This window comes from Proteus penneri (genome assembly GCF_022369495.1).
GTDB classification, from domain to species: Bacteria; Pseudomonadota; Gammaproteobacteria; order Enterobacterales; family Enterobacteriaceae; genus Proteus; species Proteus penneri.
In genome coordinates, this window is sequence record NZ_CP059690.1 from 1,992,763 (window position 1) to 2,018,691 (window position 25,929).

General features: G+C 37.7%; 19 protein-coding genes. 9 read left to right on the forward strand and 10 right to left on the reverse strand.

Translation table 11 applies throughout. The annotated features are described in order from the left end of the window. Positions 1-236 precede the first annotated feature (236 nt). On the reverse strand, positions 237-3,071 hold the full coding sequence (gene rcsC, locus H1225_RS09110) for a two-component system sensor histidine kinase RcsC (protein WP_072063155.1): 2,835 nt from the start codon (positions 3,069-3,071) through the stop codon (positions 237-239). Positions 3,072-3,263: 192 nt separating this feature from the next. Further along, entirely contained in the window at positions 3,264-5,891 is a 2,628-nt protein-coding gene (gyrA, locus tag H1225_RS09115) for a DNA topoisomerase (ATP-hydrolyzing) subunit A (RefSeq protein WP_161729561.1), read from the reverse strand. A gap of 172 nt (positions 5,892-6,063) precedes the next feature. Here gyrA and ubiG point away from each other — a divergent pair, with 172 nt between their 5' ends. The 6 genes from ubiG to tyrP all read left to right on the forward strand — a co-directional run bounded on the left by ubiG (position 6,064) and on the right by tyrP (position 12,605). Continuing rightward, positions 6,064-6,801 (forward strand): bifunctional 2-polyprenyl-6-hydroxyphenol methylase/3-demethylubiquinol 3-O-methyltransferase UbiG, encoded by a 738-nt coding sequence (ubiG, locus tag H1225_RS09120; RefSeq protein ID WP_072063157.1) that lies wholly within the window; start codon positions 6,064-6,066, stop codon positions 6,799-6,801. A 349-nt stretch (positions 6,802-7,150) separates the two neighbouring features. After that, on the forward strand, positions 7,151-9,442 hold the full coding sequence (gene nrdA / locus H1225_RS09125; protein WP_006533275.1) for a class 1a ribonucleoside-diphosphate reductase subunit alpha: 2,292 nt from the start codon (positions 7,151-7,153) through the stop codon (positions 9,440-9,442). Positions 9,443-9,453: 11 nt separating this feature from the next. Further along, positions 9,454-10,584: a class Ia ribonucleoside-diphosphate reductase subunit beta gene (gene nrdB, locus H1225_RS09130; RefSeq protein WP_006533276.1), complete on the forward strand. Its 1,131-nt coding sequence runs from the start codon at positions 9,454-9,456 to the stop codon at positions 10,582-10,584. Between the two features lie 25 nt (positions 10,585-10,609). After that, on the forward strand, positions 10,610-10,888 hold the full coding sequence (yfaE, locus tag H1225_RS09135; protein WP_072063161.1) for a class I ribonucleotide reductase maintenance protein YfaE: 279 nt from the start codon (positions 10,610-10,612) through the stop codon (positions 10,886-10,888). Positions 10,889-10,978: 90 nt separating this feature from the next. Then, positions 10,979-11,212: a YgdI/YgdR family lipoprotein gene (locus H1225_RS09140; protein WP_006533278.1), complete on the forward strand. Its 234-nt coding sequence runs from the start codon at positions 10,979-10,981 to the stop codon at positions 11,210-11,212. 181 nt (positions 11,213-11,393) lie between these two features. Beyond that, the gene (gene tyrP, locus H1225_RS09145) at positions 11,394-12,605 is read left to right on the forward strand and encodes a tyrosine transporter TyrP (protein ID WP_072063162.1); all 1,212 of its coding nucleotides are present in this window, start codon (positions 11,394-11,396) and stop codon (positions 12,603-12,605) included. A gap of 90 nt (positions 12,606-12,695) precedes the next feature. Here tyrP and H1225_RS09150 read toward each other — a convergent pair whose 3' ends face one another. Further along, positions 12,696-13,238, reverse strand: a complete 543-nt coding sequence (locus H1225_RS09150; protein WP_006533280.1) for a YfaZ family outer membrane protein — start codon at positions 13,236-13,238, stop codon at positions 12,696-12,698. Between the two features lie 284 nt (positions 13,239-13,522). On the opposite strand from H1225_RS09150, the gene H1225_RS09155 reads away from it, so the two are divergent. Next, positions 13,523-14,977 (forward strand): catalase, encoded by a 1,455-nt coding sequence (locus tag H1225_RS09155; protein ID WP_109399905.1) that lies wholly within the window; start codon positions 13,523-13,525, stop codon positions 14,975-14,977. A gap of 85 nt (positions 14,978-15,062) precedes the next feature. Here H1225_RS09155 and H1225_RS09160 read toward each other — a convergent pair whose 3' ends face one another. The 7 genes from H1225_RS09160 to menF all read right to left on the reverse strand — a co-directional run bounded on the left by H1225_RS09160 (position 15,063) and on the right by menF (position 23,387). Then, the gene (locus H1225_RS09160; RefSeq protein ID WP_006533282.1) at positions 15,063-15,944 is read right to left on the reverse strand and encodes an AbaSI family restriction endonuclease; all 882 of its coding nucleotides are present in this window, start codon (positions 15,942-15,944) and stop codon (positions 15,063-15,065) included. A gap of 62 nt (positions 15,945-16,006) precedes the next feature. Further along, positions 16,007-17,446: an o-succinylbenzoate--CoA ligase gene (menE, locus tag H1225_RS09165; protein ID WP_239739086.1), complete on the reverse strand. Its 1,440-nt coding sequence runs from the start codon at positions 17,444-17,446 to the stop codon at positions 16,007-16,009. Then, positions 17,434-18,405 (reverse strand): o-succinylbenzoate synthase, encoded by a 972-nt coding sequence (gene menC, locus H1225_RS09170; RefSeq protein WP_239739087.1) that lies wholly within the window; start codon positions 18,403-18,405, stop codon positions 17,434-17,436. Before menC ends, menE begins: the two co-directional genes overlap by 13 nt. Further along, positions 18,405-19,262, reverse strand: a complete 858-nt coding sequence (menB, locus tag H1225_RS09175; protein WP_023581739.1) for a 1,4-dihydroxy-2-naphthoyl-CoA synthase — start codon at positions 19,260-19,262, stop codon at positions 18,405-18,407. Before menB ends, menC begins: the two co-directional genes overlap by 1 nt. A 12-nt stretch (positions 19,263-19,274) precedes the next feature. Beyond that, positions 19,275-20,042: a 2-succinyl-6-hydroxy-2,4-cyclohexadiene-1-carboxylate synthase gene (menH, locus tag H1225_RS09180; RefSeq protein WP_161706521.1), complete on the reverse strand. Its 768-nt coding sequence runs from the start codon at positions 20,040-20,042 to the stop codon at positions 19,275-19,277. Further along, positions 20,017-21,711 carry a 2-succinyl-5-enolpyruvyl-6-hydroxy-3-cyclohexene-1-carboxylic-acid synthase gene (gene menD, locus H1225_RS09185; protein ID WP_006533288.1) on the reverse strand — a complete coding sequence of 565 codons (1,695 nt, stop codon included), beginning with the start codon at positions 21,709-21,711 and terminating at the stop codon, positions 20,017-20,019. The genes menH and menD overlap by 26 nt, the downstream gene beginning before the upstream one ends. A 344-nt stretch (positions 21,712-22,055) precedes the next feature. Next, entirely contained in the window at positions 22,056-23,387 is a 1,332-nt protein-coding gene (menF, locus tag H1225_RS09190) for an isochorismate synthase MenF (RefSeq protein ID WP_115065484.1), read from the reverse strand. A 211-nt stretch (positions 23,388-23,598) separates the two neighbouring features. Here menF and H1225_RS09195 point away from each other — a divergent pair, with 211 nt between their 5' ends. Both H1225_RS09195 and H1225_RS09200 read left to right on the forward strand, forming a co-directional pair. Then, positions 23,599-24,813, forward strand: a complete 1,215-nt coding sequence (locus H1225_RS09195) for an alpha-xenorhabdolysin family binary toxin subunit A (protein ID WP_109399899.1) — start codon at positions 23,599-23,601, stop codon at positions 24,811-24,813. Between the two features lie 15 nt (positions 24,814-24,828). After that, positions 24,829-25,857 carry an alpha-xenorhabdolysin family binary toxin subunit B gene (locus H1225_RS09200; protein ID WP_115065485.1) on the forward strand — a complete coding sequence of 343 codons (1,029 nt, stop codon included), beginning with the start codon at positions 24,829-24,831 and terminating at the stop codon, positions 25,855-25,857. Positions 25,858-25,929 lie beyond the last annotated feature (72 nt).

The following is a 25,929-nucleotide window of genomic DNA, read 5'->3' on the forward strand; positions in this document are numbered from 1 at the left end:
GCTGCATAGCATAACTTATATTTTTCATACCGTTACTAGGTTTAAGCTTATAGACTGTTGCAGAAACGCTCTCACTCTCCTTTTAATCAACTAGTATTATTTCTGCTCTTTGTTTCATTTTATCTATCAAAATGCTTTGTGATTACGTTATTTTTACCTTATGAGGTTTAAAAACAGACAAAGACTAATAAATTAGTCTTTGTCTGTTTACTTATTTTATCATTCTCTATTTAGAATTATTCTTTAGAAATATATTTCACCAATACTTCTCTTAAAATAGAGAGCGAAACAGGTTTAGATACACAATCATTCATTCCTGCATCAATACAGCGTTGCTTTTCTTCTGCTATTGCATTCGCCGTCACCCCTATCACAGGCATATTACTACCCATTTCTCTTATATGTGTTGCCAACTGATAACCATTCATATTTGGCATATTGACATCCGTCAGAACGATATCAACATGATTTTTAGCTAAATATGTTAATGCATCACAGCCATCTTCTGCCGTTGCTGTATTAAAGCCAATTTTTTTCAATTGATCGGTCAACAATAAACGGTTTATTGGATGATCGTCGACAATAAGGATAGTTAAGGTTTGTAAGCGACAATCCGTATCTTGCTTCACGATCTCCACACAATTTGCTTCAACTTTACTTTGTGGCAATTGCAGTATTATTTTTGTTAAATCGTTTAGCTTATAAGTACTGCATACCCATACGTTTTCAGCTATTTTTTTCAATGGTTCAAAGTAATGCTCATTGATCCTAATCAACTGGCAGTTATCTTTTCTTGGTGCATCGTAATCTGTAATAATAAAATCGGTTGAAGATATCACCTCTTCTTCGGTAAACAATTCACAACTCAAACCAAAGTAACGAAGGTATCTACCAATAAATCCTTCTAAATAAAGATTTTTAATATCAATAAAGCAACGAACATGACTTTCTTTATAAATATTCTGTTTAGAATTAGGATCTATGCCATCTAAGGCACCATAAAGAGGTATACGGATCGTAAAGCGACTACCAATATTTTCTTGAGAAACAACGCTAATATCGCCATCCATCAAGTTGATCAACTTTTCACAAATGGCTAAACCTAACCCTGTTCCCTCTGATGCGCTTTCTGTATTCTGGGACACTTGGAAGAATGGTTCAAAAAGCTCATGCAATGCTTTGTCACTGATCCCTCGTCCTGTATCATGAATATCAAAATAGAGATAATAATCATCTTTATAAAGATGTAAGGTAATACACCCGGTCGTAGTAAATTTAATACTGTTATTCAACAGATTAGAGATAACTTGTTGTACACGCACAGGATCACTATTTACAATTTTAGGTACATCAGGTTCGATAAAACAGTAAATAGCCAAGCCTTTTTTCGCAATCAAAGGTAAATAGTTTGAGATAACAAAAGATAACACTTGGCGACAATTAAATGGCTTAATATCAATTTTTAACTGTTTAGATTCAATTTTCGAAAAATCGAGGATATCACTAATAATTTTTAGTAATAATGATGAGGAGTTATCCATCGTTTTTAGCAATCGAGCGGTATCATCGCTTTGTGTATGAGATTGCAATAGCTCTAAATTACCAATAATGCCATAAAGTGGCGTTCGTAATTCATGGCTAACTGTTGCCAAGAACATCGATTTAGCTTGGTTAGCTTGCTCCGCTGCTGTTGCCATATTTTGTAGTGAACGCTCCATTTTAACCCGTGAGCTGATATCCACTAAAACACAAATAGCCACATCTTCATTTTGATAACGTGAGTTAACAAAGCTTATTTGCAGATGATTACGATTGTTGGTAACGACATCAACCATGTTGCTACTTTTCTCGGCAATAATAGAGAGAATATTTTGTTTATCACTATGGCTAAGTAAACGGAAATAGTTATGTGCTAGCTCGTTACTTAAAATAATCATGCCATCACGTATTCTGAGAATACTGATCCCAACTGGTGCTGATGCCACAATCTTATGGTTAAATTGCTCGTGCTCTTCTAGGCGAGAAGCATTATTTTCTGCTGGGGAGAATATTTTTCTCTCAAAGATCCATACAAAGATAAAAATCATAATGGCTGAAATAATATTTAAGATCAGCGCATTGAAAATCGTGAATTTAAATTCATTTAAAATTTGCTTGAGTGGTAATGAATACACCACACTAAAAGACGAGGGCAATAATTTACGCTTAGCAACCAAATCGCTAAAGTCTTCATCAAAGCCAAAATAAGGTGCGCTGACATCAGGAACTTGTTTAACTAAATGATAAGTATTTTCTGCAGGATAGCTTAAAACTGTAGTATTTCTGTTATTAAGAAGATGAATTGAAATCACTCTATCTTTGGTAGGTGAGAAATATTCAAGACGAATAGCTCTTTCAATACCAATCAGACCAATAAATTTACCTGAAGCATAAACTGGAGACATAACATATAAAATGCCACTATCCCCTTTTGCATCTGGCACAATCCAATATTGGTTAACTTCTTTACCTTGTGCACGTTGATTAATGTAGTTACGTGTATTTTCGTAAACCAATTTTTTCAACATTTCAGTATCGACAGGGGATGCGCGCAAAGGAAAGTTAATCATACACATGCTATGGGAACCAACCATAAAGACTTGGTTTATCCCTTGTAAGGCTGGAGTATTATCTTTCCAATAATATAAGATACTATTAAATGAGCGGAAATAGTTATTTGTTTGCCCTTTAAATAATTCACAATCTGCGGTTTCATTAAGCTTATGAAGTGAAAATGGCCCTTCATAAAATAATGAATTTTTCATATTCGGGTTTAAGTTAATTTGTTCTTGGTGGCGTTCAGCAAGGTATTGTAAATCACGGATAGTGCTGGAGGTTTGCCTAAAGAAACTAAGAAGATTAGTGTAGTTATTACTATACTCTTGCCGAATATCAGATTTAGTATCATTGAAAATATTGATAAGGTAAAACATCGTTAGCAATGCACCCATTGCCCACAACATGATACCTAATATGCGAAAAAGGTAGCGGGAAATTTTTAACGATGTTTTAAAGGACGAGAGATATCTCAAACAACCACCCTAATCAATATTCCTACCGCTCAAGAAACTTATTCTATTCTAGCAGAAGTTACTGTATGTCTGAATGATATGATCTTTATCATCAGGATAATTTTTTCTGATGATAAACTGATCCTACCACATAAAAAAAGCAGGCAATTATGCCTGCTTTCTTTGATTTATACATCACAATAATGATAAATATTATTCTTCGTTCGCATCATCAGCTAAATCTGAATCAGGTGCTTCTGATAACTCTTCGTCAATAACTTCATTAACTTCATCGTCATCTAATGCATCATCTTCATCTTCGACACGTTGCAAACCAACAACTAATTCACCTTCTGTTGTACGAATTAAGGTAACACCTTGTGTATTACGTCCAACAATGCTGACTTCAGAAACACGTGTACGAACTAATGTACCCGCATTGGTGATCATCATGATTTGGTCAGTTTCTTCAACTTGAATCGCACCAACAACTTTACCGTTACGCTCACTCACTTTAATAGAGATAACGCCTTGTGTAGCACGATTCTTCGTTGGGTACTCGCTTTGTGCTGTTCGTTTACCATAACCATTTTCAGTGACAGTTAAAATATCACCGTCACCACGAGGAATGATTAGAGAAACTACTTTGTCGTCATCACTCAGTTTCATACCACGAACACCTGTCGCAGTACGACCCATTGGGCGAACACAATCTTCTGCAAAGCGAACCACTTTACCATCAGCAGAGAACAGCATAACTTCATTAGTGCTATCGGTTAAATCAACACCGATTAACTCATCACCTTCATTTAAATTAACAGCAATGATACCGGCACTACGAGGACGGCTGAAATCTTGCAAAGGTGTTTTCTTCACGGTTCCGCTTGCCGTCGCCATAAAGACAAACTTGCCTTCTTCATACTCTCTTACAGGCAAAATAGCAGTAATACGTTCATTTTGCTCAAGAGGTAACAAATTAATAATTGGGCGACCACGAGCACCGCGACTTGCTTCTGGTAACTGGTAAACTTTCATCCAGTAGAGACGACCGCGGCTTGAGAAACATAAAATCGTATCATGGGTGTTAGCCACTAATAGACGATCGATAAAGTCTTCTTCTTTAATTCTTGCTGCTGATTTACCCTTACCGCCACGACGCTGTGCTTCATAATCAGTAAGCGGTTGATATTTAACGTAACCTTGATGAGAAAGTGTTACAACAACATTTTCTTCATTGATCAAGTCTTCAATATTAATATCAGCCGTATTTTCAGTGATCTCAGTACGACGTGGATCATTATATTGATCTTTAATCGCATTTAGCTCTTCTCGAATGACTTCCATCAAACGCTCAGGGCTTCTTAAGATATGCAGTAATTCAGCAATTTGAAGCAATAAGTCACGATATTCATCTAACAGTTTTTCATGTTCAAGGCCGGTTAGTTTCTGCAAACGCAGATCCAAAATAGCTTGAGCTTGTTGCTCTGTTAGATAGTACTTACCGTCATGCACACCATATTGTGGTTCTAACCATTCAGGACGAGCAACGTTGCTGTCACCAGCACGCTCTAACATAGTAGAAACACTACCTAAATCCCAAGGCTGTGCAATTAATGCCGCTTTTGCTTCTGCTGGATTTGGTGCTTGACGGATCATTTCAATAACAGGATCAATGTTCGCCAAGGCAACGGCCAGTGCTTCTAAGATATGAGCACGATCACGCGCTTTACGTAATTCATAAATAGTACGACGAGTAACAACTTCACGACGGTGACGAATAAAGGCAGAGATAATTTCTTTTAAATTTAATAATTTAGGTTGACCTTGGTGAAGCGCAACCATATTAATACCAAAAGAAACCTGCATTTGTGTTTGTGAGAATAAGTGATTTAATACCACTTCACCCACAGCATCACGTTTGATTTCAACGACAATACGCATACCATCTTTATCAGACTCGTCACGTAATCCGCTAATACCTTCAATACGTTTATCTTTAACAAGCTCTGCAATTTTTTCAATTAAGCGAGCTTTATTCACCTGATAAGGAATTTCTGTCACGATAATAGTTTCGCGACCTGTTTTCTCATCAGTTTCGATATCAGCCTGAGCGCGGATATAAATTTTTCCGCGACCAGTACGGTATGCATCTAAAATTCCTCTGCGACCATTAATAATAGCGGCAGTCGGGAAATCAGGCCCCGTAATATGTTCCATCAACTCTTCAATCGTGATGTCTTCGTTATCAACGTAAGCAAGGCAACCATCGATAACTTCGCCTAGGTTATGTGGAGGAATGTTTGTTGCCATCCCTACCGCAATCCCTGAAGAACCATTGACTAACAAGTTTGGAATACGGGTTGGCATTACTGCCGGAATATGTTCTGTTCCATCATAGTTAGGAACAAAATCAACCGTTTCTTTTTCCAAATCCGCCAGCAGTTCATGGGCGATTTTCGCCATACGAACTTCGGTATAACGCATTGCAGCCGCCGAGTCACCATCAACTGACCCGAAGTTACCCTGCCCGTCAACCAACATGTAACGCATAGAAAAAGGCTGTGCTAAACGAACAATCGTTTCATAAACAGCAATGTCACCGTGCGGGTGATATTTACCGATAACATCCCCAACAACACGGGCTGATTTTTTATAAGGTTTATTCCAATCGTTTCCTAGTACATTCATCGCGAAAAGAACTCGGCGGTGTACTGGCTTCAGTCCGTCTCGAACATCGGGTAATGCGCGTCCTACAATAACAGACATCGCATAATCCAAATATGAGCTTTTCAGCTCTTCTTCGATATTAACTGGTGTGATTTCTCTGGCAATGTCGCTCATGGAGCCACTGTCCCTCATACTACGGATTCAAAGGTTTAGAACTATACCACAAATCGCCAATTTTTGGAAAAAGGAAACAACTAAATTAATGATCCTTTCGCTATTCTCTTCGATTTCACCGTCTAACGTTGGTAGAATCATGACAATATGAAAATAGGAGTAATACTTTCTGATGAATGATAAAACAACCTCTTTACATGCTAACGTGGATCAGCATGAAATCGACAAGTTTGAAAGCGTTGCATCACGCTGGTGGGATCTTGAAGGTGAATTTAAGCCATTACACCGCATCAACCCACTAAGACTTAACTATATCCAAGAACGCGCTGACGGCTTATTTGGAAAAAAAGTCCTCGATGTTGGCTGTGGTGGCGGTATCTTATCTGAAAGTATGGCGTGTGTCGGTGCCGAAGTGACTGGCCTTGATATGGGCACAGAGCCATTACAAGTTGCACGCTTGCACTCACTAGAGTCAGGTATTCCTGTGACTTATATTCAAGATACCGTTGAAAACCATGCAAATGAAAACCCACAAACTTACGATGTTGTCACCTGTATGGAGATGTTAGAGCACGTTCCAGACCCATCTTCTGTTGTTAGAGCCTGTGCAAAACTGGTAAAACCTGGCGGGCATGTTTTCTTTTCAACCATCAATCGTAATAAGAAAGCGTGGCTAATGCTGGTGGTAGGTGCAGAGTATATTCTGAATATGGTACCTAAGGGCACACATGATGCTAATAAGTTTATTCGCCCGTCAGAATTACTTAGTTGGGTCGATGAAACCGATTTACGTTGCAAAAATATGATTGGTTTACATTATAACCCGATCACTGACAAATTCAGATTAGCGCCAAATGTCGATGTGAATTATATGGTGCACACACAATCGACACATAACTCGAATTCATGAAACCGAAAGTTTGATTTGGTCTAATAAAACATCAAACGATCACATTTTTTAAAATTGACTTTACATCGTTGCCACTTGAATTTGTGTTTCTTACTGCCTGTATTTATGCAGTGTACGGGCAGTTGTTAAAAAATTTATCCCCTATTTATCCACAGAAACAATCCGATTTGTACACTTGATCAATCTCTCAATTACCTTTATCTTGTTATCACCATTTGAACCAACCCCTATATATTGTGTTTCCTTAAATTTCACACCACAAGACTCCTTGACATAGTTTGTCATCGGGAGCGTTTTTTTGCGGTATAAAATTTCAGGTAACACTCATGCAAGATAAGGTGCATCGCTCATGAATCATAGCCTGCTTGTCACAAAACGTGATGGTCATAAAGAACGCATTGACTTAGACAAAATTCACCGTGTTATCGCCTGGGCCGCTGAAGGTCTAGAAAATGTCTCAGTATCTCAAGTTGAATTACGTTCTCAGATTCAGTTTTATGATGGTATCAAAACTGCTGATATCCATGAAACGCTGGTAAAAGCTGCTGCAGACTTAATCTCTGGTGATACACCTGATTATCAGTATCTCGCTGCCCGTCTTGCCGTATTTAATTTACGTAAAAAAGCGTATGGCCAATTTGAGCCACCTAAACTGTATGATCACGTTAAAAAATTAGTCGATTTAGGCAAATACGATCGTCATCTTCTTGAAGATTACACACAAGAAGAGTTCGAACAGATGGATAACTTTATTGTTCATCAACGTGATATGAATTTCTCCTACGCGGCGGTTAAACAGTTAGAAGGCAAATACTTCGTTCAAAACCGTATTACAGGTGAAATTTACGAAAGTGCACAGTTCTTATATGTTTTAGTCGCGGCTTGCTTGTTCTCTCGTTATCCACAAGCAACACGTATGGACTATATCGAACGTTTCTATAATGCGATTTCAACCTTTAAAATCTCATTGCCAACACCAATCATGGCTGGAGTAAGAACTCCAACTCGTCAATTTAGCTCTTGTGTTTTAATTGAGTGCGACGATAGCCTTGATTCTATCAATGCGACATCAAGTGCCATTGTAAAATATGTTTCTCAACGTGCGGGTATTGGTATTAATGCAGGTCGTATTCGTGCATTAGGTAGTGCTATTCGTAATGGTGAAGCATTCCACACTGGTTGTATTCCGTTTTATAAACACTTCCAGACCGCGGTAAAATCTTGCTCACAAGGTGGTGTTCGTGGTGGTGCAGCAACCTTATTCTATCCATTATGGCATTTAGAAGTTGAAAGTCTGCTGGTACTGAAAAATAATCGTGGTGTTGAAGATAACCGTGTTCGTCATTTAGATTACGGCGTTCAGTTAAATAAATTAATGTATGAACGTTTAATCAAAGGTCAGGATATTACTTTATTCAGCCCTTCTGATGTTCCAGGTTTATATGATGCATTCTTTGCTGATCAAGATGAATTTGAACGTCTATATGTGCAATATGAGAAAGATAAGAGCATCCGCCAAAAACAAGTTAAAGCGGTTGAGTTATTCTCATTAATGATGCAAGAACGTGCCTCAACTGGCCGTATTTACATTCAGAATGTTGACCACTGTAATACACATAGCCCATTTGATCCGGCTGTTGCACCAATTCGCCAATCAAACTTATGCTTAGAAATTGCACTACCCACTAAGCCATTAAATGATATTAAAGATCCTAATGGTGAAATTGCACTGTGTACATTATCTGCATTTAACTTAGGCGCAATTGAAAATCTTGATGATTTAGAAGAACTGGCTCGTTTAGCCGTTCGTTCACTGGATGCACTATTAGACTACCAAGATTATCCAATCTTAGCGGCAAAACAAGGTGCAATGGGTCGTCGTACCTTAGGTATTGGTGTTATTAACTTTGCTTATTATTTAGCAAAACACGGTGTTCGCTACTCTGATGGTAGTGCAAATAACTTAACCCATCGTGCATTTGAAGCAATTCAATACTATTTATTAAAAGCATCTAATGAATTAGCGAAAGAACAAGGCGCATGCCCATGGTTTAATGAAACCACTTACGCTGAAGGTATTTTACCTATTGATACCTATAAAAAATCATTAGATGTTCTGACAAAAGAACCTCTGCATTACGACTGGGAAGGCTTACGCAAAGACATTAAAGAGCACGGTTTACGTAACTCAACTCTGTCTGCACTGATGCCATCAGAAACCTCTTCACAGATTTCGAATGCGACCAATGGTATCGAGCCACCTCGTGGTTATATCAGTATTAAAGCCTCTAAAGACGGTATTTTACGTCAAGTGGTTCCTGAGTATGAGCGTTTGAAAGGCGCTTATGAATTACTGTGGCAAATGCCAAGTATTGAAGGTTATTTGCAGTTAGTGGGTATTATGCAAAAATTCGTTGACCAAGCGATTTCAGCGAACACTAACTACGATCCTACTCGTTTCCCTAGCGGTAAAGTTCCAATGAACCAACTGCTGAAAGATTTGCTGCTCGCTTACAAATATGGTGTAAAAACACTTTATTATCACAATACCCGTGACGGTGCAGACGATGTACAGGGTGATCTGGAAGAAGTCGTTGAGACAGAAGATTCAGATTGTGAAGGCGGCGCGTGTAAAATTTAATTGAGGAAGCTATGTCTTATACTACTTTTTCACAAGTTAAAAATGATCAACTTCAGGAGCCCATGTTTTTTGGGCAACCTGTTAACGTAGCGCGTTATGATCAGCAAAAATACCCTATTTTTGAAAAGCTAATTGAAAAACAGCTCTCTTTCTTCTGGCGTCCAGAAGAAGTGGACGTTTCTCGTGATCGTATTGACTACAATGCGTTACCTGATCATGAAAAACATATTTTTATTAGTAATTTAAAATATCAAACTCTGTTGGATTCCATTCAAGGAAGAAGCCCTAACGTGGCATTCTTACCTTTAATCTCAATCCCTGAGTTAGAGACATGGGTTGAAACATGGTCATTTTCTGAAACCATTCACTCACGCTCTTATACTCATATTATTCGTAATATTGTTAACGATCCGTCAGTTGTGTTTGATGATATCGTTGAAAATGAAGAAATTTTAAAACGCGCGCGTGATATTTCTTCTTATTATGATGAGTTAATCAATCTGACAAACCTTTATCACATGTATGGTGAAGGCGAACATCAGGTTAAAGGCAAAACGGTTCATGTCACGTTACGCAAATTAAAGAAACAGCTTTATTTGTGCTTAATGAGCGTTAACGCACTCGAAGCAATTCGTTTCTACGTTAGCTTTGCCTGTTCATTTGCCTTTGCTGAGCGTGAACTGATGGAAGGTAACGCGAAAATCATTAGACTCATTGCTCGTGACGAAGCGCTACACTTAACAGGTACACAGCACATGCTGAATTTACTGCGTTCGGGTCAAGATGATCCTGAAATGGCAGAGATTGCAGAGGAATGTGAGCAAGAGTGTTATGACCTGTTCGTTGAAGCAGCTGAGCAAGAAAAAGAGTGGGCTGAATACCTATTCTCTGAAGGCTCAATGATTGGTTTAAATAAAGATATCCTTTGTCAATATGTTGAATATATTACTAATATTCGCATGCAAGCAGTGGGTCTTAAATTACCATTTAAAGCACGCTCTAACCCTATTCCATGGATCAATGCATGGTTAGTGTCTGACAACGTTCAAGTTGCGCCTCAAGAAGTTGAAGTCAGTTCTTACCTTGTGGGTCAAATTGATTCACAAGTTGATACTGATGACTTAAGTAACTTTGAACTGTAATACTGAGAAATAACACCGATACGTTATGGCATCTCATAAAGTGACCCTGCATCAGCAGGGTCTTTCAAAACCTTTAGAATTTCATACTGACACCCATCCTTCTTTGCTTGATGCATTAGAACATGGGAAAGTTGAAGTCGAATATCAATGTCGTGAAGGCTATTGTGGCTCTTGTCGTCTACGTTTAGTGAAAGGCAAAGTCTGTTATAGCAACGAGCCTTTAGCATTTATCCAGCCTGATGAAATCTTACCTTGTAGCTGCCATCCCATCAGTGATATTGAAATAGAAATTTACTCTGAATAATTTGAATTATCTTAATTTAAGCTTTTTTCTAACATTCTTGTTCAACTTTGACTAAGGTTAAGTTAACACAGTAAAAAAAGGAAAAGCATTATGAAATTAAAGTCTATTTTCTCAGTCATGGCTATTTCTACATCAATTTTGCTCGTTGCTGGCTGTTCCAGTCCACAAAAAATTGAAACCGTAAATGGGGAAACAATTTTAACGACAGATAAACCCCAAGAAGATGAAGCAACGGGATTAATTACCTACAAAGATGCAGAAACTGGGCAGCTCAAACAAATTAATCGAGATCAAATAAGACGAATGGTAGAACTTGACGATTAATGCGCTTATAAACTTTTCTCTTAAAGCGCCAATTCATTTTTATGATTGGCGTTTTTTTATTCACAACATCTTTTTTGTAAATAAATCATTACACTAAACGTAATTAAAATTTGACAGGAATTTACCATTCTTATACTCTGCATTTTTAAGTAAATAAATAGTCTAGTGAATAGAGGATCTTGTGAAGAATCGCACTATAGGCAGTGTTTTTATTGTTGCAGGAACAACAATTGGGGCAGGTATGCTGGCAATGCCACTGGCTGCTGTGGGTATTGGCTTTAGCACGATGATGCTATTGCTTATTGGTTTATGGTTATTGATGAGTTATACCGCATTACTTCTGGTGGAAGTTTATCAATACAACGACCCTCATACTGGCCTTGGTTCTATCGCAAAACGCTATCTCGGTATAGGTGGTCAAGTCATCACTGGGCTTGCACTATTGTTATTAATGTATGCGTTAACCACTGCTTATATTAGTGGTGCGGGTGAATTGCTTTCATCTACCCTATCCTCTTGGATTGGTCATAAACTCTCTGTCACTCAAGGTATTATAATCTTTACAGTGATTGGCGGAGCTGTAGTCGGAATTGGTACAACATCGGTTGATATAATTAACCGTCTATTGTTTACCGCAAAAGTTTTCTTCCTCATATTTATGCTAATTGTGATGTTACCTCACGTTGAGTCAGTAAACTTAACCTCAATGCCTGTGGCGTATGGGCTTGTTCTTTCTGCTATTCCTGTTATTTTTACCTCATTTGGTTTTCACGGCAGTGTGCCAAGTATCGTCAGCTACATGAATGGCGATATTAAAAAGCTACGTATTATCTTTATTACTGGTAGTGCTATTCCACTTATTGCTTATATTTTATGGCAAATGGCCACATTAGGCGCCATCCCAACAAATACTTTTATGGGGATCATGGCGCAACAATCTGGATTAAATGGTTTACTGACAGCAATTCGTGATGTTGTTGCTACTCCTCGCGTAAATATTGCTGTTAACCTATTTGCTGCATTAGCTTTGGCTACCTCATTCCTTGGTGTTGCATTAGGTCTATTTGATTATCTTGCGGATTTATTTAAACGCAGTAATCGTGCAACTGGACGTATGCAATCCAGCTTATTAACCTTTGTTCCACCTTTAGTCTGTGCACTCTATTTCCCTAACTTTGTTCAAGCATTAGCCTATGCCGCTATTGCACTGTCGATCTTAGCGTTACTTCTACCGGCTTTATTAGTATGGAAAGTTAGACAAGAACAAAATAGTGTAGATAAATACAAAGTTAAAGGTGGAAACGGTGCACTAGGTATTGTATTTATTTGTGGACTGGTAGTTATTGGTATTCAAGTTGCTATCACTTTTGATGTATTACCTCAAGTTGGCTAACATCCTTTCTGATATAACTGTCTTATAGACAATAAAAAGCAGGTGTTAATTTAGACACCTGCTTTTTTTGATTCAGATCTAGCGTCTGGATTAGAAACTTAAGCCTGCACCCACATAGAAACCATCAGCTAATTTATTATTGCTTCTATTATGTGAGTTTTCGATTTCAATCACACGATAACCAGCATTAACATGCAGTGGTTTAAATACCGTTAATTGTGCACCCACATCAGCTTCATAATAAGATTTGCTACCGGAGGTTAATCCTTCAGGAGATGCATAAGCTTCGCCATATAAGCTTAAAGAAGGTAGAACATTCCAGTTAAGTCCAACGCCGCCCGCTAAAGCAGCACCATCATCACCATTTTTGGGTGATAAATAGAGCGCTTTACCACCAACACTTGCTGAAAATGGCCCTAAAGGCAAAGCAAACTTCGCACCTAAGCTACCTAATTGACCATCATGATCACTACGCGCCCAGTTTCCATTAAAAGAAAGGCCCGCATTAGGATCACCTAAACCAGCGCGAACATCAGTATAATGTTTCCCTGCTTGAATATTCATTGATACTGCATTGGCATTTCCAGCCACAAACAACGCACTTATCGCACCGACCAATAAATATTTTTTCATTGTTATTACTCCAGCAAATAATTGTCCCAATATATAATTATACAATAAATTTATTAAACAACTTGAGTCAAAATTGAAAGATAATCTGTAGAATTATCAATCTATGTAAATAAGTTATGTCTATCAATATTATTGGTCTAATTGGTTTTATTAATGAGTTCAATATTGCTAAAGTGGAAATACAGTCAATATTAACCATAATAAGTATAAGGCTGATCGCTTCGTTTTATTCACACGTGCTGTTTTTTTAGAACGTTTACTATTTCATAAACTGGAGATATGTGATGGAAAAGAAAAAGCTAACAACGGCGTCAGGCGCACCTGTCGTAGACAATAATAACTCGATGACAGCAGGCCCTCGTGGTCCGATGTTACTTCAAGATGTCTGGTTTTTAGAAAAACTAGCTCACTTTGATCGTGAAGTTATCCCAGAAAGACGTATGCACGCAAAAGGCTCTGGTGCTTTTGGTACATTTAAAGTCACTCACGATATTACAAAATATACTCGTGCTAAAATTTTCTCTAAAGTGGGTAAAAAAACAGAAATGTTTGCCCGCTTCTCAACAGTGGCTGGTGAAAGAGGTGCCGCAGACGCTGAACGTGATATTCGTGGTTTTGCGTTAAAATTTTATACTGAAGAAGGTAACTGGGATATGGTGGGTAACAACACCCCTGTTTTCTACCTTCGTGATGCGCTGAAATTTCCAGACTTAAACCACATTGTAAAACGTGATCCTAAAACTAACCTACGCAATATGGCATACAAATGGGATTTCTTTTCTCATTTACCAGAATCATTACACCAATTAACCATTGATATGAGTGACCGTGGTTTACCACAAAGCTATCGTTTTATTCACGGTTTTGGTAGCCATACTTATAGCTTTATTAATAAAGATAATGAGCGTTTCTGGGTTAAATTTCACTTCCGTTGCCAGCAAGGCATTAAAAATCTGATGGATGATGAAGCTGAAGCACTGGTAGGTAAAGATAGAGAAAGCTCACAACGTGATTTATTTGATGCGATTGAACGTGGTGATTTCCCTCGCTGGAATTTACAAATCCAAGTAATGCCAGAAAAAGAAGCGTCAAAAGTCCCTTATAATCCTTTTGATTTAACTAAAGTTTGGCCTCATGCTGACTACCCATTAATCGATGTAGGCTATTTCGAGTTAAATCGTAACCCTGAAAACTATTTCTCTGATGTAGAGCAAGCGGCATTTAGCCCCGCTAACATTGTTCCGGGTATTGGTTTCTCCCCAGATAAGATGCTACAAGGTCGTCTATTCTCTTACGGTGACGCACATCGTTATCGTTTAGGTGTTAACCATCATCAGATCCCAGTTAATGCACCAAAATGTCCGTTCCATAATTACCATCGTGATGGTGCAATGCGTGTTGATGGTAATAGTGGTAGCGGTATTACTTACGAGCCAAATAGCGGCGGTATGTTCCAAGAACAGCCTAACTTTAAAGAGCCACCATTATCAATTGAAGGTGCGGCAGATCACTGGAACCATCGCGAAGATGAAGACTACTTCAGTCAACCTCGTGCGCTGTATGAATTACTGAGTGATGAAGAGCATCAACGCATGTTTGCTCGTATTGCAGGCGAATTAGTGCAGGCAAGTAAAGATACACAAAAACGTCAAATTGCCCTATTTAAGAAAGTCCATCCTGAATATGGCGCAGGCGTTGAAAAAGCAATAAAAGCGTTAGCAAAAAAAGACGCTAAATAACGGTATAATAAAAAGCCTTGTGAGCAACTCGGCACTCATGCCCCTAGTTAAAAGCTAGGGGCATATTTTTATATTAAAGAAATAGTCAATTATATGAATTAAAGACTTTTACTTTAGTATTGATTCGCTTAAAAATATTTTTTCCTTCTACGGATTTATTCTTATCTATCTGAAAAACCCCTAGAAACCGATATAATACTCGGTTAAGTTCATCTCGAGAATGAGCCATAACAATACGATAATCCCAATCCTCGATATAATTGTTATCAACTTCGAGACTCTCCTCCGTGATCCACTCACCATCAGGAGAAAGCTCATTATTCCAAACACCCGCATTATAAAGGCGAGGAAACCACACCATTATACGACCAGATAAACCAATCTCTCTTACAATATTTTCAGGTAATTTCCAACTACCAGACTGATGATGTCCTTTATTAATATAACCAAAGCATTCTAAAGCATCACGATGGTAGCGAAAAATAGCATGTGGCCCTACTTCAATAAAGCCTGCATCTATATGGCGTTTGGCTGTATATTGTGCGCTATAATCCCAAGGTATAAACTTCTTTTGTGCCTTTTGCTTTTCTTTAGTGTCTATAAGTAACTTAACAAATTCATCTATACTGGTATTTAACTGCTCTATAGTAACATTGCTAGCAGGGATCCGTTTTTCGATAAAACCAGTAGCTTCAATAATATCAAGTCGCCTCTTTGCATCCTTTTTTTTAGCCTCATCGCTATCGTGATGCTCTTCATCTATTTCCAAATACAGAGCAAGTTGCGGAAAAAATAAATCAGCAAGATATATTTTATCTGGAGAATTTGCTTTTCGAATGCACTGCTGACAAACAAATTCAATTTCGGGGTCGTCTAATTTATGAAAGATACGATTGATAACATAATGTTCCCATCGTTTTTTAGTTATCTTTGAAAGGGAACGTAAAATATAATCTGTTTTACTCATAAGAACATCACATCAATTATCATAATAAAGTGAAATAAGCGTTCAATATTTAATAATAACAATTATATATCCTTAATAAGCATTTGCCCTTTCACCCATTCTTGCACTTGTTTACGGGAAATTTTAATTCCACCATTTTTAAGGTTTTCAGGGAGTTGTAAACAAGCAACGGGTCGTTGAAATCCAGCTAAACGCGAATGATACCACTGCGGTAACTGATTGATTATTTCAATATCACTATCGACAACTGCGACTGGACGTTGCCCAAATTCTGCATCATCAATAGGAACAACAAAAGATTGGCTTACACTAGGGTGTGTATTAAGGATTTTTTCAATATCTTCTGGCTGAATACCCTCACCCGCACTAAAAAACAGATTATCTAATCGCCCTAAAACACACCATTCACCGGCGATAAAACCACCTTTATCTCGTGTTGAATACCATCCATCAGCTGTAAGTGATAACGGTTTTAATTTACCATCAAACCAATAACCTAAAGCAACGCTATCAGACATTATCTGGAGTTCATCATCCACTAACCTAACTTCTTTGCCTTGTAGTGGAAGTCCTACTCCTGCTTTACCATCTGCACGTTTCGCACAAACCGTTGATGCCATTTCTGTCATGCCATAACCACACCAGCATTGAATTCCCCAATGTTCTGCTGCTTGCGTTAGCTCAATAGGGATCATGGCTCCCCCTAATAAAACAGATTTTAAAGTAATAGGTTGTTGATTATCTTGCTGCACTCTATTTTGTAAGAAACGCCATAGTTGTGTGGGCACTAAAGAGGCATGAGTACACCCCTGCAACGCATCCACAAATGGGTGCATTTCACGTACCACCAGCGTTGCTCCACGTAATAACCAGCGCCAAAGTATACCTTGCCCTGAAACATGAAATAGAGGCAAAGAAAGTAACCAGCTATCACCTTTTTCCAAAGGCATTAATGACAAAACACCCATTGCACTGCGAAGATGAGCATCAAAGGTATGTACCGCAGCTTTGGGTAAACCTGATGAGCCTGATGTCAAAATAAGTGTTGCCATACGAGATGGCTCCCATAGAACATCATTTACGGTTTGAGTTTTATATTGACGTGACCTGTTACTTAGCTCAATACCACTAAAATCAAGCAATGTTGCCTTCAAATCTAGCGGTGAATCACTCAAATCAGCATAAAAATCAATACATAAGTGAGGCAATAATTCATCAAGTAAAGATTTTGGAAGCTGTGGATTTAAAGGTAAAACCTTAGCACCACATTGAAAAACAGCCAGTAAGGCAAAAATAAGATTGAGGTGATTTTTTCCACGCAACAGCACAGTGCTTTGTGTATTAACACCTTGTTCCATAAAATGGCTAGCTAACTGATTAATATGACAGCTTAATTGTTGCCATGTAATAGGCGAATTGCCTGAAATAATGGCCGTTTCATTTGGGCTAAATTGTGCCCAGTGATGCCACGGCCATTGTTTAAATTGAACTACTGTTGCCATACAGTCTCTAGCTGTTCAAGAGAAATAAGCGGAATATCCACATCTGGCCAAGGACGAATAAGCTGTTGCTTAATTAGATCAACGGTATCCAGTCCTGGAATGCTATTAGGCGTTAACCATTGTGCAATTCTTGCTAATTGAGTCAGCCCGAAGCTACTCTCAATGCTTGAACTAATAATAGCATCAAGCCCTAAAGCATGTGCTTGCTCAACTAAAGAGCGACAACGTTCAAGGCTTCCCACCAGTGTGGGTTTTATCACAATAGTAGTGACACCGGGTTGTGGTTTTACTTCAAACCCGTCATCTCGTACTGTTTCATCCCAAGCAATATTAATTCCTGTTGCTTGAGAAAAAACCAGTGACTCTTCTGGTGTTTTGCATGGCTCTTCTAAGAATGCGATGCGATCACGCCATTGCGGATTAACATACTTCGCAAAGCCTTCTGCTTTTGCAGGTGTCCAGCTTCGATTGGCATCGAGTCTGAGTTTTAAGTCAGGAATAGCTTCTAATAACAGATTAACGACGATCCCATCACGCACAGCTTCATATAAGCCCACTTTGATTTTAGCGACTTTTTCACCTTCCATATCATTAAGGCTTAAAATCAAATCATCAGGATCGCCATTACATAAAGGTGCAGCACGATAATTTGCGTCTTGTGGCAACGTATCATTAAGCTCTGCTAATGCACAGCTAATACCAAAAGCCACGCTTGGCAGTTCACTGTGCTCTGGGTTTTCACCCGCACACCAAGCTGTTAACCAAGATTGTGCAGCTTCTTGTGCTTGTTCTAAAGTTTCACGGCTAAACTCAGGAAGAGGTGAAATTTCACCCCATCCTTGTTTACCATTTTGCTCTAAACAGACAAGAAAACCATCACGCGTTTTTAGCCTTTGATAGCGCAGAACAACGCCTGCATCTACAGGTAGGCTGAATGAATAGAGTTTGGCGTTTCTCATTATGGGTTACGTTTAAATCGAGTGAAATCAGGTTGACGTTTTTCATTAAAGGCGTTGCGGCCTTCTTGACCTTCATCAGTCATATAGAACAGCATGGTTGCATTACCCGCTAATTCTTGCAGACCTGCTTGACCATCACAATCCGCATTTAATGCTGCTTTCAAGCAACGTAATGCCATTGGGCTGTTTTCCAGCATTTCACGACACCAACGAACGGTTTCTTTTTCAAGATCTGCATAAGGAACAACGGTATTAACCAAGCCCATCTCTAATGCTTCTTTCGCATCATATTGACGACATAAGAACCAGATTTCACGTGCTTTCTTTTGGCCAACAATACGCGCCATATAAGATGCCCCCCAACCACCATCGAAAGAACCCACTTTAGGACCAGTTTGACCAAAAATAGCGTTTTCAGCAGCGATAGTTAAGTCACACATCATATGAAGCACATGACCACCACCGATAGAATAACCGGCGACCATGGCCACAACAGGCTTCGGACAAGTACGGATTTGGCGTTGGAAATCCAACACGTTTAGATGATGTGTACCGCTCTCATCACGATATCCGCCGTAGTCTCCACGAATTTTTTGGTCACCACCAGCGCAGAATGCTTTTTCACCTGCCCCCGTTAGAATGATAGTACCAATGGTGTCATCGTAACGTGCATCAGCTAATGCTTGGATCATCTCTTTCACTGTCAAAGGACGGAAAGCATTACGCACTTGCGGGCGGTTAATCGTAATTTTTGCAATGCCATCGACTGATTTATGATAGAGGATATCTTCAAAACCTTCAGAGCAATCCTGCCATTCAATCGGTGCATATAATTTTTCTTCGCTCGGGTAAAGCATAATTAGGTTCCTTTAACCAAAGAGGGATAAAACATGATTTATCACCGCAGCATAAGCCGCTGGCTGTGCCTGATGTGCATTATGGCCAGCATGCGGGATAGTCGTTAATGGCAGCGAATACTGCTGCGCAATAGATTGAAATTTATTATCTTTTTCACCACAAAGCCAAATAAACGGCAATGTGAGTTGCTGTAATTTAGTCACCAACCACGGTTGATAGCCCAAAGAAAGTGTCTCAAGGCTTTCAGCAATGCACGTCCCGCTATTATGGCGACGCTTCTCAATCAGTAATTGACGTTTTTCATCACTTAAATCAGCAAATACGGGTTGTTGATACCATTGTGTTAATACATCACTAATAGGTTCATTACGAAAACACTCAGCCCAACGTTTATCATGTGCAATGCGACTTTGTCTTTCTATTGCATCATTTAAACCTGGGTTGCCACCTTCTACAATCAATCCCATTAATCCTGTAGTATCACCAAAACATGCATGATACATCGAGATCCGGCCACCTAACGAGTAACCAATTAACCAATAGTGATCAATACCTTGCTCTTTTAGAGTGTCTGTTAGCAATGTACTCACTTCAACAAAATCTTTCGCGCTGATAGATGCAGAACCTCCATGACGAGGCAAATCAATCACAAGTGATGGATATTCATGGCAAGCCTGAATGACAGGCTCCCATTCACAACCTTCACCTAATAGCCCATGCAACCAAACTAACCAAGGCCCTTCATTATGGGTATTATATCGCTGACATGCTAAAGTCATGAGATGTTACCTGTTTTACCAACTGATTTAATGTTTTTGCGCCATCAGTATCATCAACAATTAATTCAATTAATGTCGTTATTGGCGCCCCTGTCCAGCATTCCTGAACAGTCGTTAACAGTGCATCCCAACTTGTTGGTGATACATAATGCAAACCAAACATTGCGGCCGCGTGTTTGAAATTTAGTGAATGAGGCATACAGTAAAAGCGTTCTCGCTCTGTCTCTGGCGTGGGTAACATAGAAAATATTTGCCCACCGTTATTATTCACTACGATAATAACATTAGGTGCATAAACTTGTTGATGTAACGCTAAACTATTTAGGTCATACAGTGCCGATAAATCACCCAAAATTGTTAATGTTGGCTTTTCTGTCGCACGGTGAACACCTGCAGATGTTGAAATTAAGCCATCAATACCACTTGCTCCTCGATTGCTCATCACAGGATACCCTTGTGGTAACTGAGCAAATGCATCGATTAATCGTACTATCAGACTATTGCCAACAAATAATTGCCCATCATTAGGAAGTAATTTATCTAATTGGTGAGCAACCAGTGCTTCACCAAAATAATCGGTTATTTCACTGACTTTTTGATAGGTTTGTTTGGCTATATGAGCTAATGCATCAGTCCACGGTGAATTATCAACCGCAGGATGTGCCATTAACCACTGCATAGGTGATAATGTAAATTTCTCACCTCGATGATGACCGGGATCTAAGCGTCCCGGAATAGGGTCAACAATCCAATAAGCGTTAGGAGAACATCCCACTTGCCATTGCAATAAACGTTTACCTGTTAAGCTTGAACCAAATTGAATAACGATTTCAGCTTGATTTAATTCTGATGTTATTTGAGGGTTATTCAACCATAAATCGGCACAAGGTAGTGGTTGCCCTGTTTGGGATAATACATCACCTAATAAAGGCCAACCTAATTGTGATGCCCATTTTGCGACTGCAACACCTTCTTCTGGGCTAATACGCCCTGCGATCACAACACCTTTTTTCTGGCGTAACTCATTCCATTGCGGATGTGTTGAAACTGCGTTAAAACGAGTTTCTTGTAGCCACGGTTTATCACTTTGCCACCAATCTCCTAAAACATCAGTCCATGGTGTCGATGTTTCAACATCATCACCATATAAAGGTTCTGCAAAAGGACAATTAACGTGTAATGCACCATGTACCAACGTATTCATGGCATTATCAAGGGTAGAAACTAACCAACTCGCGGAAATATCTGCTGTTGGTCTTGGTAAAGAGAGGGTTTGTGAAGGATGCGTTGCAAAAATACCTTGCTGTCGAATCGCTTGGTTTGCACCACAATCAATTAATTCAGGCGGCCTATCTGCGGTTAAAAAGATAACACGTTCACCCGTTAATCCCGCTTCAATCAAGGCTGGGTATAAATTCGCAACGGCTGTCCCCGAAGTTACAATCACCGCAACGGGTTCTTTGGTTGCTTTTGCCAACCCCAAGGCTAAATGACCAAGCCCACGTTCATCAAAATGTGTATGGCAAACTAATTTTTGATTGGCAGCCGCCGCTAGTGTTAAAGGGGTCGAACGAGATCCGGGGGCAATACAGATATGGCGCAAGCCATGACGAGTCAAAGTTTCGAGTATAACTTTAGCCCATTGGCGATTAAACGAACTATTAGACATTGATCATCCCAACAACGAAAACCTGCAATTGCTATTATAATATCTGTTACTAAATACTTTTCCTTAGCCTAGTTCAATGAACAGAAGTTTTCGTTAAATAAATCGTTAAAAAAACACTCAAAAAGTGCATTATTTAGGCTAATTATCCACTCTATTTTCAATGAGCTCTTTTTTATCGTTAAGAATAGGAATAAATAGCGTTAGTGTTCTAAAGGATAGCATCAATTAATTAACAATTAGCACTGGTTATTTAAAGAGTAGTACTAAATAACTGACATAAAAAACTACTCATCAAATTTTGATGATTACACTAATATTATTTAAACTGAGATTATCTGTAAGAATTAACTCTCTTTTTCCAACAATGTTCGTAGACCTGCTGCTTTATTTTCTATTTCAGTCCACTCTTGCTGAGGATCAGATCCTGCAACAACACCTGCACCAGCGTATAAAGTTAAAGCATCATCATGCAATTCACCACAACGTAAACTTACTGCAAATTCGGCATGAGGAAGCGATAAATACCCCGCAGAACCTGCATACCAACGACGCTCAAAAGGTTCATGTTGACGAATAAAAGCACGTGCGACACTTCTTGGTAATCCACATACAGCAGCCGTTGGCTGCAATCGTTTTAAGCAATCGATATCATCAGAGTGAATTAACTTACCATGTATATAGCGACGAAGATGCTGCACTTTACGCAATCGGATAACATCTGCGGGTGAAACATCGATACCTTCTACACCGCCTTGTAATCGCTGACAAATATCATCGACCACAACGAGATTTTCATGCTGATTCTTTTTATCATTCATCAGCCAATCTGCAAATTGAGTGGCTTGCTGTTCGTTGTCAGAACTCGCCACAGTCCCCGCCAACGCCTCAGTGTAAAGCATCAACTCATCACGTTTATATAATCTTTCTGGTGTTGACCCCATAAATGCATCTGAAGATGAAAATGCCAGCATATAGTGATAACAATGATGATTAACATCACGACTGGCTTTCATAAACTGGATCGCTTTAAGCGGGTTATCCAATGTTAAACAAGTTGCTCTAGCAGGGACAACTTTTTCAAATAAACCTTGGTTAATCTCATCTAAGGCAATATTGAGATAGTGAGTCCACTGCTCTTGCGTTAAAGAGTGATTAACATGAGTGACAGAAACAGAAAGCGGTTCAATCTCTTCGGCTTGGTTTAATGTTTGCAGAAAATCTAATGTATTTTGCTTATCATCTTCATCCAACATATTTAGATGAACAGAAAGTTGTTGCTGGTGGCGTCTGATCTCAATGCGAGGTAAAAAAAGGTAAGCATCATCGCCTTTTATTTTGTCAATGCGACCAGGAATAATGGTATCCCACGCATTTAAGCCCCAAATACGCACATCATCAATATTTATATCAGACTGATGAGTTGCTAAAAATTGGCGAGCATCTTCAATATGATTGAAGCAACATAATTGCCCACATGCTGCCACTTCTTCACTCTCATCGCGGTGCTGCCAGTAAAATTGTGGATAATATACCTGAGCAGCAAGCCATGAGAGCAATGAAAATGAGACCTCTGATGGCAAGGTGACTTTCAAATGTAAAAGATTACCTTGTGCTGTCAGATTTATATTTTTCACTTTTTCGTACAGTGTCGAAAACACAGGATTAATCTTTTCCACTACCAATACCCACAACAAAATTAAAAAGGTGATTATACGTCTCTATACAAATTATCAAAGGGCTGATTAATTATAACCTTTGTCATTTATCAAAGTTTTGTATTTTTTATGTTACAAAGTAGAAGCATTAACTCGCACTTCTGAAATAACCAACAAATCGTCATTAGATAAAGTGGTAAAGATAAAAATTTTTATACATAAGTGAGGTTATATGGATACAACCGCCTTTGAACACATCGATAAGATCATTGAGACGTCCGATATTCCTAAGGTTGCTTTGGGGTTAATATTAGGTGTAGATATTGAAGATGGACGACTACCTGGTATTGTTACTTCTCATGATTTAATAAAAATAAAGTCTTATATTAATAAAGCACTTTCGCTTCCTTACAAAATAGATGATGTCATCAAATTCATTCATTATAGTGAAATAGATGAATCACAACTCTCACCTGATAATATTCTCTCTCTTTTTATCAAAATACGAGAACACGCTTTTGATTGGAATAAAATAGAATATAGTATTAAGCAACAAGCAATTGATTTAGAAATAATGGGTAGAGAAATCACTTCTACAGGTGAAAATATCATTGCATTTATCAATCAAATGCCTTTATTAACAAAAATATCCTCTGTTATAGAAGATCTTTCTGAACAAGAGTTAAAAAGTATCCAATATAAATCTCAAGATAAAGAAGTCGCAACACAACTTATTCATATTTTAGAAAGTATGAAAGAAGATATTGAGAATGAACGAAATAAAACCATTAAAATAAAAGATAGCTTATCGACATTTAGAAGTAAAATAATAGGTGGAAAAGACAGTCAAAATGTCGCTCACCCTTCTATCTATCATGAAATTCTGAATAAAAAACGATTTATTAATGAGTTTTATACTGAGAATAACAATTCTCTTATAGAAGAACGAGATTTATTGATTGAGGAAATTTCACAATTAAAAGATGAATATAAACACTATGTTGGCCTTGCTTTTACGGGACTCGCCGTAGGTATTATTGGTGTCATTATTACAGGAGGAATATTTGGTGCAAAAGCCGAAGTCATTCGTAAAAAGAAAAATGAGCTCATTGAAAAAGTAAAAACAATCAATATAAAGATCGATGTCTACGCTGGTTTGTCTTTGCATTTAAATACACTTTATATTGAATTATCAGAAATCGAACAATTTATTGAAGATACAAATATGGCTTTAGAGCATATTGAGTATGTATGGCAGGCGATATTAACAGAGATAGAAGCTTCAATAACTAACTTTAATAAAATTAACAATGCGTTAGAGTTGATAAAATTTAGTATTTATCTTGAGAAAATCATCACACCTTGGTACATGGTTATTGGTTACTCAAAGGAGATCTTGCTCTCTTTTGATAATGCGCTTTCTACGTTTTATTCATCAAATAGCTAACAAAAGGATATTGTTATGAACAATCATGAAAATCCCATTAAATTAAATCACCTCTTTGAACATAGTAAATTATTTCATGCATACAGAAATATTTTTTATTTAAGTAGTAGTAAAGGCTATATGGATAGTACACTAGAAGAAGAAACAACACAGCTTTTAGAAAGAAACAATAAGAGCATTGAAAATATTATTTACTTTTCTCTCAATATAAAAAATAGACTAAGACAAATTTTATTTAATGATATCTTAGAAACGGTTAACGAAATTGATAGAGAAATACAGGCCGGAAAAATTAACAATGAATTAAAGAATAAATTAAAAGAAGAAAAAAATGAAATATTAAAAATATTTTTTGATGAAATAGATGAAACAATAAATTCTATTAATCAACACAACCAGTATCTTTTATTTGAAATTAATGAATTAAAAAACAAATTTATCACAACTAAAATAACCCCTTTCATTCATGACAAAGAAAATAATATAAAAAAACTTACAAGTGAAATTATCAATTTAGAACATCAATCAGAGGAAACTAAAAAAGAACTTGATATTATACGTGATAGCGAAGATATTTTACATAAAAAAAATTTTTTCGACCTTTTTAAAAATTCGATACCTCAACTATCAGAAATTAATAATCTCAATATTGAAAAGCAAGAAAAAAATATTTTATCTTCCCTAGTAAAAATATTAAACAATTTGTTTTCTACATTAGATTATGGCTTTTCTTATACCAAAATAGTCGAAACTCGACATCAGCTTACTACACTTTATTTGGCACAAATAAAAAAAATTCATCAGTTAAAAAAAGAACAGCAAAATACACTTTTAAATTTAAAACATCATTACAAACTCGTTGATATTGATTATTTTCTTCATATCTTGATTAAACAGTTAGAGTTTTTATCTGAATATTGGAAAGAAATTATTTTGCAAATACACACACTAAAAAATAATAATTTATTAAATAAAGATATTATTATTCCTATATTTTCATTCTTAGATAGTTTTTCTTTATATTATGAAGAGGTTGAAAAATAAAAAACATTAATAATAACGAAAAAAAACGGCTCTATAAAAGAGCCGCTCTTAGTTTGAATATCTAACTATTAC

What these genes read in the sequence shown, in the direction of transcription:
- gyrA (WP_161729561.1), bottom strand. Translation starts at nt 5,891, where the DNA reads ATGAGCGACATTGCCAGAGAAATCACACCAGTTAATATCGAAGAAGAG.
- ubiG (WP_072063157.1), top strand. Translation starts at nt 6,064, where the DNA reads ATGAATGATAAAACAACCTCTTTACATGCTAACGTGGATCAGCATGAA.
- nrdA (WP_006533275.1), top strand. Translation starts at nt 7,151, where the DNA reads ATGAATCATAGCCTGCTTGTCACAAAACGTGATGGTCATAAAGAACGC.
- nrdB (WP_006533276.1), top strand. Translation starts at nt 9,454, where the DNA reads ATGTCTTATACTACTTTTTCACAAGTTAAAAATGATCAACTTCAGGAG.
- yfaE (WP_072063161.1), top strand. Translation starts at nt 10,610, where the DNA reads ATGGCATCTCATAAAGTGACCCTGCATCAGCAGGGTCTTTCAAAACCT.
- H1225_RS09140 (WP_006533278.1), top strand. Translation starts at nt 10,979, where the DNA reads ATGAAATTAAAGTCTATTTTCTCAGTCATGGCTATTTCTACATCAATT.
- H1225_RS09150 (WP_006533280.1), bottom strand. Translation starts at nt 13,238, where the DNA reads ATGAAAAAATATTTATTGGTCGGTGCGATAAGTGCGTTGTTTGTGGCT.
- H1225_RS09155 (WP_109399905.1), top strand. Translation starts at nt 13,523, where the DNA reads ATGGAAAAGAAAAAGCTAACAACGGCGTCAGGCGCACCTGTCGTAGAC.
- H1225_RS09160 (WP_006533282.1), bottom strand. Translation starts at nt 15,944, where the DNA reads ATGAGTAAAACAGATTATATTTTACGTTCCCTTTCAAAGATAACTAAA.
- menE (WP_239739086.1), bottom strand. Translation starts at nt 17,446, where the DNA reads ATGGCAACAGTAGTTCAATTTAAACAATGGCCGTGGCATCACTGGGCA.
- menC (WP_239739087.1), bottom strand. Translation starts at nt 18,405, where the DNA reads ATGAGAAACGCCAAACTCTATTCATTCAGCCTACCTGTAGATGCAGGC.
- menB (WP_023581739.1), bottom strand. Translation starts at nt 19,262, where the DNA reads ATGCTTTACCCGAGCGAAGAAAAATTATATGCACCGATTGAATGGCAG.
- menH (WP_161706521.1), bottom strand. Translation starts at nt 20,042, where the DNA reads ATGACTTTAGCATGTCAGCGATATAATACCCATAATGAAGGGCCTTGG.
- menD (WP_006533288.1), bottom strand. Translation starts at nt 21,711, where the DNA reads ATGTCTAATAGTTCGTTTAATCGCCAATGGGCTAAAGTTATACTCGAA.
- H1225_RS09195 (WP_109399899.1), top strand. Translation starts at nt 23,599, where the DNA reads ATGGATACAACCGCCTTTGAACACATCGATAAGATCATTGAGACGTCC.
- H1225_RS09200 (WP_115065485.1), top strand. Translation starts at nt 24,829, where the DNA reads ATGAACAATCATGAAAATCCCATTAAATTAAATCACCTCTTTGAACAT.